At 29.4% G+C, this 14025-nt stretch carries 16 protein-coding genes; all 16 read left to right on the plus strand.

Features of this window, described 5'->3' with window-relative positions:
* Nucleotides 1-85: 85 nt before the first annotated feature.
* The 16 genes from BDW25_RS00660 (at nt 86) to BDW25_RS00735 (ending at nt 13983) form a co-directional block, all read left to right on the plus strand.
* Nucleotides 86-775, plus strand: coding sequence for a tRNA (adenine(22)-N(1))-methyltransferase (locus tag BDW25_RS00660; RefSeq protein WP_002449878.1), 690 nt, complete (start codon nt 86-88; stop codon nt 773-775).
* Nucleotides 765-1868 (plus strand): Nif3-like dinuclear metal center hexameric protein, encoded by a 1104-nt coding sequence (locus BDW25_RS00665; RefSeq protein WP_002455282.1) that lies wholly within the window; start codon nt 765-767, stop codon nt 1866-1868. Before BDW25_RS00660 ends, BDW25_RS00665 begins: the two co-directional genes overlap by 11 nt.
* Nucleotides 1869-1892: 24 nt before the next feature.
* A complete protein-coding gene (locus tag BDW25_RS00670; RefSeq protein ID WP_002449896.1) occupies nt 1893-3239 on the plus strand; it encodes a DEAD/DEAH box helicase in 1347 nt (448 codons plus the stop codon).
* Between the two features lie 9 nt (nt 3240-3248).
* On the plus strand, nt 3249-4139 hold the full coding sequence (locus tag BDW25_RS00675; protein WP_002449740.1) for a deoxyribonuclease IV: 891 nt from the start codon (nt 3249-3251) through the stop codon (nt 4137-4139).
* Nucleotides 4140-4259: 120 nt separating this feature from the next.
* Entirely contained in the window at nt 4260-5036 is a 777-nt protein-coding gene (locus BDW25_RS00680; RefSeq protein WP_002455284.1) for a metal ABC transporter ATP-binding protein, read from the plus strand.
* Between the two features lie 56 nt (nt 5037-5092).
* The gene (locus BDW25_RS00685) at nt 5093-5938 is read left to right on the plus strand and encodes a metal ABC transporter permease (protein ID WP_002449745.1); all 846 of its coding nucleotides are present in this window, start codon (nt 5093-5095) and stop codon (nt 5936-5938) included.
* A gap of 3 nt (nt 5939-5941) precedes the next feature.
* Nucleotides 5942-6364: a Fur family transcriptional regulator gene (locus BDW25_RS00690; protein ID WP_002455286.1), complete on the plus strand. Its 423-nt coding sequence runs from the start codon at nt 5942-5944 to the stop codon at nt 6362-6364.
* A 231-nt stretch (nt 6365-6595) separates the two neighbouring features.
* Nucleotides 6596-7198: a superoxide dismutase gene (locus BDW25_RS00695; protein ID WP_002449767.1), complete on the plus strand. Its 603-nt coding sequence runs from the start codon at nt 6596-6598 to the stop codon at nt 7196-7198.
* A 129-nt stretch (nt 7199-7327) separates the two neighbouring features.
* Entirely contained in the window at nt 7328-9373 is a 2046-nt protein-coding gene (locus BDW25_RS00700; protein WP_002449757.1) for a peptidoglycan D,D-transpeptidase FtsI family protein, read from the plus strand.
* Between the two features lie 122 nt (nt 9374-9495).
* Complete coding sequence (rpmG, locus tag BDW25_RS00705; RefSeq protein ID WP_002449881.1) at nt 9496-9645, plus strand: 50S ribosomal protein L33; 150 nt, start codon at nt 9496-9498, stop codon at nt 9643-9645.
* Between the two features lie 208 nt (nt 9646-9853).
* Nucleotides 9854-10405 (plus strand): 5-formyltetrahydrofolate cyclo-ligase, encoded by a 552-nt coding sequence (locus BDW25_RS00710; protein WP_002449726.1) that lies wholly within the window; start codon nt 9854-9856, stop codon nt 10403-10405.
* Nucleotides 10405-11862, plus strand: coding sequence for a rhomboid family protein (locus BDW25_RS00715; RefSeq protein WP_002449916.1), 1458 nt, complete (start codon nt 10405-10407; stop codon nt 11860-11862). Before BDW25_RS00710 ends, BDW25_RS00715 begins: the two co-directional genes overlap by 1 nt.
* On the plus strand, nt 11846-12049 hold the full coding sequence (locus BDW25_RS00720) for a YqgQ family protein (protein WP_037555982.1): 204 nt from the start codon (nt 11846-11848) through the stop codon (nt 12047-12049). Before BDW25_RS00715 ends, BDW25_RS00720 begins: the two co-directional genes overlap by 17 nt.
* Nucleotides 12046-13032 (plus strand): ROK family glucokinase, encoded by a 987-nt coding sequence (locus tag BDW25_RS00725; RefSeq protein WP_002449785.1) that lies wholly within the window; start codon nt 12046-12048, stop codon nt 13030-13032. Before BDW25_RS00720 ends, BDW25_RS00725 begins: the two co-directional genes overlap by 4 nt.
* Complete coding sequence (locus BDW25_RS00730; RefSeq protein WP_002449910.1) at nt 13032-13355, plus strand: MTH1187 family thiamine-binding protein; 324 nt, start codon at nt 13032-13034, stop codon at nt 13353-13355. The genes BDW25_RS00725 and BDW25_RS00730 overlap by 1 nt, the downstream gene beginning before the upstream one ends.
* 1 nt (nt 13356) lies before the next feature.
* Entirely contained in the window at nt 13357-13983 is a 627-nt protein-coding gene (locus BDW25_RS00735) for an MBL fold metallo-hydrolase (RefSeq protein ID WP_002449717.1), read from the plus strand.
* Nucleotides 13984-14025: the final 42 nt, after the last annotated feature.

A 14025-nucleotide genomic window follows, 5' to 3' on the forward strand; every position in this document is an offset into this window, starting at 1 on the left:
GTTAACGATAGATGTTATGTATAAAGAAACTTGAGGCTAAGACAATACTATGTCCTAGCCTCTTTTTATAATAAAGGAGATAACAATGATATCATTAAATCATCGATTAAAAGTTGTAAGCCAATACTTATTAAGTAATTCATTAGCTGATATCGGTTCTGATCACGCTTATTTACCTATTTATGCATTACAACATCATCTATGCGATGATGCTATTGCTGGCGAAGTAATCAAAGGACCTTATACAGCTGCTAAAAAGAATGTAGCACAGCATCAACTTACTCAACATATCGATGTTCGATTAGGTGATGGTCTTAGTATACTAACTGAGAAAGATAAAGTAGATAATATCACAATTTGTGGAATGGGTGGACCTTTAATAGCGAAAATATTAGATGAAGGTAAAGATAAACTTGCACATCATCCACGTCTAATTTTGCAAAGTAATATTCAAACTGAAACCTTACGCAAGACACTTCAACATCTTAATTATGATATTATCGCTGAAGAAATTTTAGAAGAAAAAGGACATATCTATGAAATTGTAGTTAGTGAATGGAAAGAAAATCTTAATCTTCTTAATAAAAAATCACTTAAATTTGGTCCTATTCTTTTAAATAATAAAAACGGTATTTTTATAAAAAAGTGGGAAAGAGAGTTAGCAGCTTTAGAGCATATTCGTAATCAATTGAATCCAATACAACATCGTGAGAGACTAGAAGAGATTGAAGAAGAGATATCAATGATAAGAGAGGTACTCTATAATGAAAATTAAAGAACTAATGTCAATTATTGACCAACACGTTCCCCTTAAAACTGCTGAAAGCTGGGATAATGTGGGTTTATTAATTGGAGATGACACTAAAGAGATAACAGGTATTTTGACAGCATTAGATTGCACAATGGAAGTAATAGAAGAGGCAATTAGCAAAGGATACAATACAATTATTGCCCATCACCCTTTAATTTTTAAAGGTATTAAATCATTAGTTAATGATGGATATGGTAAATTAATACACATGCTTATTCAAAATGATATTCAACTTATTGCTTTGCACACCAATTTAGATAATCACATTGATGGTGTCAATGAGATGCTAGCAAAAAAATTAAATTTAACTAATATTAGATTTTTAAATGAAGAAGAATCATTTTACTATAAAGTACAAACTTACATTCCCGAAGAAAATCTAGAATCATTTAAATATCATATTAATAATATTGGTTTAGCAAAAGAAGGGAATTATGAATATTGTTTCTTTGAGTCCAAAGGTAAAGGTCAATTCAAACCAGTTGGAGAGGCTCGCCCTCATATTGGAGAACTAAATCGAATTGAATATGTAAATGAAGTGAAGCTAGAATTTATGATTCGTAAAGATCAATTAAATATTGCTAAAAATGCAATTATTAATTACCATCCTTATGAAACACCTGTATATGATTTTATTAAGATGACGACATCTGCTAATTATGGTCTTGGAAAAATAGGCGAACTAAATGAGCCGTTAAATTTAGAACATTTTGCTAAATATGCTAAAGCACATTTAAATATTCCTAGCGTTCGTTATACAGGTCCTTCAGAAGCGTTAATTAAAACAGTTGCTATTATCGGAGGTGCTGGTATCGGTTTTGAAACTAGTGCTTTTAAAAAGGGAGCAGATGTTTTCGTTACTGGAGACATAAAACATCATGATGCACTTGATGCTAAAACTAATGGCATTCATTTATTAGATATCAATCATTATAGTGAGTACGTTATGAAAGAAGGACTTAAAGGCTTACTAGGACAATGGTTATTTAGTAATGAGAGTAAGCAGTTTAATATAGAAGCTTCAGAAATAAATACAGATCCATTTAATTATATTTAAAACTATACAAAGGAGGTCAGATGAATGGCTAATCATCCATTTGAAATATTTAATTTAAATACAAATCTTATTGATGCAGTTAAAGATTTAAATTTTAATAAACCTACTGAAATTCAAAATAGAATTATTCCACGTATAAAAAAAGGAACCAATTTAATTGGTCAATCACAAACCGGTACTGGCAAATCACACGCCTTTTTATTACCTTTAATAGATTTAATTAATACTGACATTAAAGAACCTCAAAGTATTGTTGTTGCACCAACTCGTGAATTAGCACAACAATTGTATAAAGTGGCTAGTCATCTAGCTAGTTTTCAATCAGATATTAAAGTAAGTTTATTTATTGGTGGTACTGACATAGAGAAAGATAAACAACGAACAAATCAACAACCTCAATTAGTGATTGGTACACCAACACGAATCAATGATTTAGCTCAGAGTGGACATTTGCATATTCATAAGGCATCATATTTAATTATCGATGAAGCAGATTTACTCATTGATTTAGGCTTAATAGAAGATGTTGATTATATTGCTGCTCGTTTAGATGAAAATGCTAATATTGCAGTCTTTAGTGCAACAATTCCAAAATCATTAGAACCGTTTTTAAATAAGTATCTTAGTCACCCTGAATATGTTGTAGTTGATAACAAATCCCAAAATAAAAAAAATATTGAATTTTATTTGATTCCTACTAAAGGAACTGAAAAAGTTGATAAAACTTTGCAATTAATTGATATACTAAATCCATATCTATGTATTATTTTTTGTAACAGTAGAGAAAATGCAAATGAACTTGCTCAATCTCTTAATGAGTCTGGCATTAAAGTTGGTATGATTCATGGCGGTTTAACACCAAGAGAACGTAAACAACAAATGAAACGTATTCGGAATTTAGATTTCCAATATGTTATTGCAAGTGATTTAGCTTCAAGAGGAATTGATATTGAAGGCGTTAGTCATGTAGTGAATTTTGATGTTCCTAATGATATTGATTTCTTTACTCATAGAGTGGGTAGAACAGGACGTGGAAATTATAAAGGCGTGGCTCTAACATTATATAGCCCAGATGAAGAACATAATATTTCTCTTATTGAAGATAAAGGCTACCACTTTGATAATGTTGATATTAAAAATGGAGAACTTAAGCCAATCAAAGCGCACAATACACGTCATAAACGCGAACGTAAAGATGATCATTTAACAAATCAAGTAAAACATAAAGTAAGAAGTAAATCTAAAAATAAAGTTAAACCAGGTTATAAAAAGAAATTTAAACAAGAAGTAGAAAGAATGAAACGACAAGAAAGAAAGCAATACAGTAAACAACGTAGTAGACAACAACGAAAAAACAATAAAAAAGGTTAGGTGAAACAAATGTTAATTGGCTCACATGTATCAATGAGTGGTAAAAAAATGTTAGAAGGATCGGCCGAAGAAGCACATCAATTTGGTGAATCAACATTTATGATTTATACAGGTGCACCTCAAAATACAAGAAGAAAAAGTATAAACGATTTAAATATTGAAAAAGGGCATAAAGTTATGGAACAATATGGTTTATCAAATATTGTTGTACACGCTCCTTACATAATAAACATAGGAAATACAACGAAACCTGAAGTTTATGAATTAGGTGTTAATTTCCTTCAAAATGAGATTGAACGTACGCAAGCTTTAGGAGCGAAAGATATTGTCTTACATCCAGGTGCACATGTAGGTGCTGGTGCAGATAAAGGAATTAATCAGATTATTAAAGGATTAAATGAAGTGTTAACACATGATCATGATGTACGAATTGCACTTGAAACAATGGCTGGAAAAGGAACAGAAATTGGACGTAGTTTTGAAGAACTTGCTCGCATTATTGATGGTGTGACACATAACGATCGGTTATCTATTTGCTTCGATACCTGTCATACACATGATGCTGGTTATAATATCAAAAATGATTTTGATGGCGTTTTGAATGAGTTTGATAAAATTATTGGAATAGACCGTATTAAAGTTGTTCATGTAAATGATAGTAAAAATGAACAAGGTGCACATAAAGACCGACATGAAAATATTGGATTTGGATATATTGGTTTTGATGCCTTGAATAATGTGGTACATCATGAAGCTTTTAAAGACATTCCTAAAATCCTTGAAACTCCTTATGTAGGAGAAGATAAGAAAAATAAAAAGCCGCCTTATCGCTTTGAAATTGAAATGTTAAAATCTCAAATTTTTGATCCTAAATTAAAAGAAAAAATATTGAATCAATAATTAAAATAAGAGTAAGATAGCATAATCTACAAAGAGACTATCTTACTCTTATTTTAATTCGTAAACATTACTATTTACAAAAAACATATATAATTGTATAGTATTTAGCGAGGTGAAAAGATGAATCAACCTGTTTTTGAATTAAAAAATATTGATTATTATTTTGATAATAAACAAGTATTAGAAAACATTAATATCCGAATTAATAGAGGTGACTTTCTTGCAATTGTTGGTCCTAATGGAGCAGGAAAATCTACTCTTTTAAAGGTTATTCTTGGCTTATTACCATTACAACGCGGTGAAATATACATTGACGGGAAATCTTATAAAAAAAATACTCAATCTGCATTAAAAATTAGTTATGTGTCTCAAAAAGCCAATGCTTTTACTGCAGGATTTCCTGCTAGTGTGAAAGAAGTTGTTTTAAGTGGTTTAACTAAAACGAAAAGAATTTTTCAGTGGTTTAATAAAAATGATGAACAACAAGTAGATAATGTCTTACATCGTTTAAATATTCATCATCTAAAGAATAAAAATATTGCAGAATTATCAGGTGGACAACAACAACGTGTACTAATTGCACGCGCTTTAATTTCAAATCCATCTGTCTTAGTATTAGACGAACCGACAAATGGGATTGATGCAAAACATGTGAATGAATTTTATGCCACCTTGCAACATTTAAAAGAAGAAGGTATAACGATTATTTTAGTTACTCATGATATAGGCGTTGTGGTAGACACAGCTACAAAAGTCGCTTGCTTAAATAAACATCTTCATTTCCACGGTTCTACTGAAGAATTTAAGTCTCTTGATGAAGTTGAAATTTCAAAAATATATGGTCATCCAATTAAATTTGTTGATCATCAACATAATCGTTCATGCTGTGAAGCATAATTTTAAATAGGAGTTAATTATGATAAGTATATGGATTGAATTAAGAGGTGAATATCATGATTGAAGCATTGTTAAACTTTGATTTTATGAGATATTCACTTTTAAGTGGGATATTGATTGGTTTTATTGCACCTTTAATTGGTGCATTTATAGTGGTAAGGCGATTATCATTAATTGCTGATGCTTTAAGTCACGTCACACTAGGCGGTATTTCGTTTGGAATGTTTATTATTACCTTATCACCAGTATTAGTATTTATAAACCCTATGTGGTTTGGTATAATCTTTGCAATAGTTGGAGCTTTACTTATAGAAAAATTAAGAACTTCGTATTCAAACTATCAAGAAATTGCAATTCCAATTATAATGAGTGCTGGAATTGCATTAAGCGCAATTTTTATTTCTCTAGCTGATGGGTTCAATCAAGAAATTGTTGGATTATTATTCGGATCAATTAGTGCTGTAAATTTAAGTGACTTAGTCACAATTACGATCATTTCAATCGTCGTATTATTATTCATTCTTTTATTATACAAAGAATTATTTATTTTATCTTTTGATGAGGAATATAGTAAGGTTATTAATATTCCAAAATGGATTCAGTTTTTATTTATAACGATTGTTGCTATGGTTATTTCTGCATCAATGAGAGTAGTAGGAATTTTACTCGTGAGTGCATTAATTACATTACCTGTAGCTATAGCAATGCGATTAACTAAAGGATTTAAACAGTTGATTATCTTAAGTATTATTATAGGTGAATGTTCTGTCATTCTAGGACTTACCTTAGCATTTTATATTAATATATCTCCTGGTGGTGTCATCGTGGTATTATTAGTTCTAATTTTAGGAATAACGATGTTACTACAGAAAACTAAACGAACTGCCAAAAAGGAGCATTAAATTATGAATACAAACGACGCTATTAAAATTTTAAAAGACAATGGGTTAAAATATACTAAGAAAAGAGAAGATATGATTAATATCTTTGTTAATGAAGATAAATATATTAATGCTAAATATATACAACAACAATTAGACAATGATTATCCAGGTATATCTTTTGATACTATTTATCGTAATCTTCATCTTTTTAAAGATTTAAATATTGTTGAAAGTACAGAATTAGATGGAGAAATGAAATTTAGAATCGCTTGTACTAATCACCATCATCATCATTTTATATGTGAAAATTGTGGAGATACAAAAGTAATAGATTTTTGTCCAATTGAGCAAGTTAAGCAATTTCTACCTAATGTAGATATTCATACTCATAAATTAGAAGTATATGGTATATGTGAAACTTGCCATAATAAAGGTATAAATTAAAATGAGATATGTTCTGAGACGTAAATAAGCGTCTCAGTTTTTTTATAGGTCAAAAGTCTGAATTTTTACCAATATTGAAATATAATGTTTAAAAACTACTAAAATGAGATATAAAAAGAGTATAATAAGAAATATGACAACTATGTGAATAATATTTAAAGCAAATGATTTGTTGTACATCATATAGCTTGTTATGATTTATGTGAAGATAATTTAGGAGGATGATTATTTATGGCTTTTGAATTACCAAATTTACCATATGCAGCAGATGCATTAGAACCACATATCGACAAAGAAACAATGGAAATTCATCATGACAAACATCATAACACTTATGTTACAAAATTAAACTCTGCAGTTGAAGGTACTGATTTAGAATCTAAATCAATTGAAGAAATTGTTGCAAATTTAGATAGTGTACCTGAAAATATTCAAACAGCAGTACGTAATAATGGTGGAGGTCATTTAAATCACTCATTATTCTGGGAATTATTAACTCCTAATTCTGAAGAAAAAGGTACTGTAGTTGATAAAATTAAAGAACAATGGGGTTCTTTAGATGAGTTTAAAAAAGAATTCGCTGATAAAGCTGCAGCACGTTTTGGTTCAGGTTGGGCTTGGTTAGTAGTAAATAATGGAAAATTAGAAATTGTTACTACTCCAAATCAAGATAACCCTATTACTGAAGGAAAAACTCCAATTTTAGGCTTAGATGTTTGGGAACATGCTTATTATCTTAAATATCAAAATAAACGTCCAGATTATATCAGTGCTTTCTGGAATGTTGTAAATTGGGAAAAAGTAGACGAGTTATACAATGCTGCTACAAAATAATAAATAAAAAAAGTATTTATTAGTGATCTCTTTTTGGGAGATCACTTTTTTTATGAAAAATATAGAAAAATTATACAATTTCATATATCATTTATAAGTATACATGATTAATAATTGAGGTCGGTTGTCTTGCTTAAAAGATTAAAAGAAAAATCAAATGATGAAAAAATAAAACATACGATGAATAAACGAATTCGTTTTATATTTGGTGCAATTGTTTTGATTTTCGTATTAATTGTCCTAAGACTAGGATATTTACAAATTGCACAAGGTGCACATTATAGTCAATTAGTGAAAAATGATGAGAATATTACTGTCAATGAGTCCGTACCACGAGGAAGAATACTAGATAGAAATGGCAAGATTTTAGTTGATAATGCTTCGAAATTAGCAATTACCTACACGCGTTCTAGAAAAACAAGTCAACAAGACATGTTAAATACCGCTAAAAAATTAGCTAAACTCATTACAATGAATACTGATAAGATTACAAAGCAAGATAAACAAGACTTTTGGATACAAAATCATCCAAAAGAAGTTAATAAATTAATGAAAAAAGAAACAACTATGCTTAACAATGGTAGCATAAGTCAAGAACAGTATGATAAACAATTACATAGTAAAATTAAAAATACTCAATTAAATAGTTTATCTAAGCATGATTTACAAGTGTTAGCTATATATAGAGAAATGTCATCTGGATCTACACTTGATCCGCAAATGATAAAAAATGAAGATGTTAGTGAAAAGGAATATGCTGCTGTTTCTCAACAATTGGATAATTTACCTGGTGTCAATACTTCAATGGACTGGGATCGAAAATATCCATATGGTGAAACTTTAAGAAGTATATTTGGTAGTGTTTCTACACCTTCTGAGGGTATTCCTAAAGAATTAACTGAACAGTATTTAGCAAAAGGATATTCTAGAAATGACAGGGTAGGGAAAGCTTATCTAGAGTATCAATATGAAGACATTCTACGTGGTAAAAAGAAACAGCTGAAATACACTACTGATAAATCTGGTAAAGTTATTAGTTCTAAAGTGATTAACCCTGGGTCACGTGGAAATGATTTACAACTAACAATTGACATTGATTTACAGAAAAAAGTTGAGTCTCTGTTAGAAAACGAAATAAAAACACTGCGTAGTCAAGGAGCAACCAACATGGACAATGCGCTTGTAGTTGTTCAAAATCCTAAAAATGGTGATATTCTTGCAATGGCTGGAAGACAAATTGATAAAAATGGTGAACTGCTAGATTATGATTTAGGTAACTTTACTGGCCAATTTGCAGTCGGTTCTTCTGTTAAAGGAGCAACCTTATTAACTGGTTATCAAAATCATACTATCAAAGTCGGTGAAGAAATGATTGATGAACCTTTACACTTTAGAGGCGGACTAACTAAACGTTCTTACTTTAACCAAAATGGCAAAGTCCTAATTAACGACAAAGAAGCATTAATGCATTCTTCAAACGTATATATGTTTAAAACTGCTTTAAGACTAGCTGGTGATCCTTACTCAAGTGGTATGAGTTTACCTAATAATATTGAAGAAGCTGGTCAAAAACTAAGAAAAGGTCTAAATCAAGTAGGATTAGGTGTTAAAACAGGTATCGATTTACCTAATGAAACAATTGGTCAAATTGAACCATTAACTAATAATCCAGGCAATTATTTAGATTTATCAATAGGTCAGTATGATACTTATACACCTATTCAACTTTCACAATATATATCTACAATTGCAAATAATGGTTACAGAGTACAACCGCACATTGGTTTAGCTATACATGACGCAACAAATAGTGATCAAGTAGGACCGGTTAAAGATAAAATTAAAGGTAATATACTAAATAAAGTTAATAATTCTCAAGATGAGATAGATGAAGTAAAACAAGGATTCAAGATGGCTTTCAATGAAAAAGATGGTACAGGCTATGCAAGCTTCCATAAAACTGTTGTTCCATCAGCTGGTAAAACTGGTACTGCTGAAGTTTATCAAAACGGACAATCTAGAGTTAACTCAACATATATAGGTTATGCGCCTATTAAAGATCCTAAATTAGCTTTTTCTATCGTATATACTAATCAACCTGTTCCACCACCATGGTTAAATGGGGGAGATTTAGGAAGAGATATCATTAATTACTACTTTAAAAATGAAAAATAATTTTAATAACCGTTGATAAGATGCTTTTCTACTTAATACTAGTAAAAATTAATACTTTTCAATTAATCGTCTAAGTGGTATGATAATAAAGTCGTATTTAGAAAAGGTAAGGAGGTATAATCATGCGCGTAAACGTAACATTAGCTTGTACTGAATGTGGTGACAGAAACTACATTACTACTAAAAATAAAAGAAACAATCCTGAACGTATTGAAATGAAAAAATATTGTTCACGTGATAACAAACAAACTCTACATCGTGAAACTAAATAATATTAAAAGTAAAAAAGGTTGGAACAAAATTGTTCCAACCTTTTTTACTTTAGTAGATCATTCAACCATTAATCATCTTAAATATATAATTAGCAATTATATTTATTTTATATAGATTAATATATTTTTTAACTTAAAATAATTTGAATTATCATAAATGACATCACTATATAATAACGTTATAATATATTAAAGGATGGGAGAAAGAATGGGTAAAAAGCAAATTAGAAAAAATATTTTATCACAAATGAAAGACTTTGATAAAAAAAATAAGCGTAAAGCTGATATTTGGTTAATGAAACAATTAATTGAAAATGAAAAATTTAAAAAAGCACATCGTATCGGTATATTTTTGTCTATGCCACACGAGATTAATACATACAATATTATTACTTTCGCTTTAGATAATGGAAAACAAATTTTTGTGCCCGATACAGATTACAGAAGTCGTAATATGAATTTTAAACAACTATTAGATTTGTCATCAATAGCTACCGATGATAAAGGTATTAATTATGTTAATGAAGATACATCTATTAGTAATGACATGGACTTACTTATTGTACCTGGAATAGCTTTTCAAACAAATGGTTTTCGTATAGGATACGGAGGAGGTTACTATGATAAATTTCTAAATCAACACGATATTAACTCGATTAGTCTTATATATGACTTCCAAATATCAGATTTCGATGTGGAAAAACATGATCAACCTGTAGATAATTTAATTATATGTAATACTAAATTTGGGAGGAATTAATGAATATTGATAAACTATATTGGAAATCAATTTATTATTGGATCAAATATTTTAACTATAAATTAGAACACACAGATAAAAATACAAATGAAATTTGGTTATCCAATAAGAAAAAAGAAGAACTTATTGTATTTAGAAAAGAAGTGAGTTCAACTCAAGAGATACGCTTCGACAAATCTAAAATAAATGATCATAAAGAGAATTTACAAAAAAAGTTAGGATTTAAAATTAAAAAAGTCGAGTTCTTCTACTTTTTAGAAACATCGATGAATATTGATCATCTCGATGAAATGCATCCTACTAAGTTGATTTATCATAGTATCACTAATGAAAAAGACTTAGAAAATACAATGCCTAATTTTATTTTAAAAAAGCGCATTAATAAAAAAGAAAAAAAATCATCGTTGGATTATAAAAAACGTGTACTTAATACGAATCTTGTTGATAAGTATATGATGATGTTTTCACCAATGACTTATACACTTATAGCTATAAACGTTCTAATATGGTTATATATGAAGATTTATCTAAATCATTTTTCAGATATTAAGTTACTAGATGTTGGGGGATTAGTACACTTCAATGTAGTGCACGGAGAGTGGTACCGTCTTATTACCTCGATGTTTTTACATTTTAATTTTGAACATATTTTAATGAATATGCTATCTTTATTCATTTTTGGTAAAATTGTAGAGACTATCGTTGGTCCATATAAAATGTTAGGTATCTATTTAATTTCTGGTTTATTTGGAAACTTTGCTTCGTTATCCTTTAATATAAGTACCATATCTGTTGGTGCAAGTGGAGCTATTTTTGGTCTTATAGGAGCTATTTTAACGATGATGTACTTAAGTAAGACTTTTAATAAGAAAATGATAATACAATTGTTAGTTGTTGTATTAATATTGATTTTTGTCTCGCTATTTATGTCGAACATTAATTTAATGGCTCATTTAGGTGGTTTCATAGGTGGTTTCCTTATTACATTAATAGGCTATTATTTTCATGAGAACCGTAATTTATTTTGGTTATTTTTAATTTTATTATTAGTACTTTTTGTTTTATTACAAATTAGAATATTTTCAATTAAAGAGGAAAATATTTACGATAAACTTATTAAAGACGAAATGATATCTTATAATTATGATGATGCTTTATCAATTGTTGAACATACAATCAATAAAGGATACGATGATGATGAAACATATTACTTAAAGGGTTTAATAACTGCTACTAAAAGTTCTAAAGCAGAAGCAATGGCTGATTGGGAAAGAGGCCTAAGAAGTCATCCTAACTCTGCATTACTAAACTATGAATTATCCATAGCTAATAGAGCATTAAATGATAACGATAAATCTTTAAAATATATAAAAAAAGCTTTAAAAATTGATGGCAACAACCAAAGCTATAAAAATTTAGAAAAAGAATTGAAAGATAGTAATGAATCTAAAAATTAACAATTTTTATGATGTCTTGCAACTTTTGAAACGTTATGGTTTTATTATATATTTTAAAGATAAAGAAGATATGTATGAAATGATGCAACAAGAAATACGTTCTCTTTACAATTATGATCTTTTATCAAAAGAAGAATATCTAAAATGTATTTTAATAATTAATCAAAGAAGGAATGAGCATAAATGAAAAATATTATTTTAGCAGCTGATATAGGTGGAACAACATGTAAACTAGGTATCTTTGATACGAAATTAGAACGATTACATAAATGGTCTATTGAAACCGATACTTCAGACCATACAGGTCGAACATTATTAAGGCAAGTCTTTGATTCTTTTAAAGAAGCAACTGAATCTTATCACTTTGATCTTCAAAATGTTATCGGAGTTGGTATAGGAGTTCCCGGTCCTGTTGATTTTGAAACGGGAATCGTACATGGGGCTGTTAATTTACATTGGCCTGGAAATGTAAATGTGAGAGAGATTTTTAGTGAATTTATAGATTGTCCTGTATATGTTGATAATGATGCAAATGTAGCTGCACTAGGTGAAAAGCATAAAGGTGCGGGTCAAGGTGCAAATGATGTAGTTGCTATTACACTTGGTACTGGTCTTGGTGGAGGTATCATTTCAAATGGTGAAATTGTACATGGTCATAATGGTTCAGGTGCGGAAATAGGTCATATTAGAACTGATTTTGATCAACGTTTTAATTGTAACTGCGGCAAATCAGGATGTATTGAAACTGTTGCTTCAGCTACTGGAGTTGTTAATTTAGTCAATTTTTATTATCCTAAACTTACTTTTAAATCATCTATTTTATCACTTATAAAAGAAAATAAAGTAACTGCTAAAGCTGTATTTGATGCAGCAAAAGCAGGAGATCAATTCTGCATATTTATAACAGAGAAGGTCGCAAATCATATCGCTTATTTATGTAGTATAATTAGTGCTACAAGCAATCCTAAATATATTGTTTTAGGTGGAGGAATGTCTACAGCAGGATTAATATTAATTGAAAATATTAAAACAGAATATCATAATTTAACATTTACTCCTGCTCAAAAAGATACTGAAATTGTCCAAGCAAAACTTGGAAATGATGCTGGTATCACTGGTGCTGCTGGACTAATAAAAACATATATAATTGAAAAGGATGGTGTTAAATAATGGCTATTGTTGATGTAGTTGTTATACCAGTTGGAACGGAAGGTCCAAGTGTTAGTAAATATATTGCAGAAATCCAAATGAAACTAGAAGAATTTAAAAAACAAGGTAAAATTGACTATCAATTAACACCTATGAATACGCTTATCGAAGGTGATCTTAAAGATTTATTTGAAGTAGTTCAAGCAATTCACGAATTACCATTTGATAAAGGATTAAATAGAGTATGTACAAATATCCGTATTGATGATAGAAGAGATAAGTCTCGTAAAATGAATGATAAGTTAAAATCTGTTCAAAAACACTTAGATAAACAAGGTGAGTAATATGAGAATTTCTAATTTATCTTTAGGATTAGTTGATACAAACGCATATTTTATAGAAAGCGATAACAGTGTATTATTAGTTGACCCTGCCGGAGAATCTGATAAAATATTTAAGCAATTAAATCAAATCAATAAACCTTTGAAAGCAATATTACTTACACATGCTCATTTTGATCATATTGGTGCTTTAGATGATGTATTATCCAAATATGATGTACCTGTTTATATGCATAAAGAAGAATTTTCTTTCTTAACTGATCCTGAAAAAAATGGTTCTTCAAAGTTTAAACAATATGGTATGCCACTCACTACTAGTAAAGCTCAACCAATTGCTTTAGATGAAGGTAATTTTACAATTGATGAATTTAAATTTAATGTTATTCATACACCAGGTCATTCACCAGGAAGTTTAACTTACGTTTTTGACGATTTTGCAGTAGTCGGAGATACATTATTTAATAACGGTATTGGAAGAACAGACTTATATAGAGGAGACTATGAAACATTAGTAGACTCAATTAAAGACAAATTATTTGAATTAGACGGAGATTTGCCTTTATTCCCAGGTCACGGTCAATACACTACGGTAGATGATGAACAACTCAATCCATATTTAGATGGACAATAAAAAAAGTAATTTAAACACCTCTTACGTTTATATATGTAGGAG

It is taken from the genome of Staphylococcus sp. AtDRG32 (assembly GCF_004365845.1).
GTDB classification, from domain to species: Bacteria; Bacillota; Bacilli; order Staphylococcales; family Staphylococcaceae; genus Staphylococcus; species Staphylococcus hominis.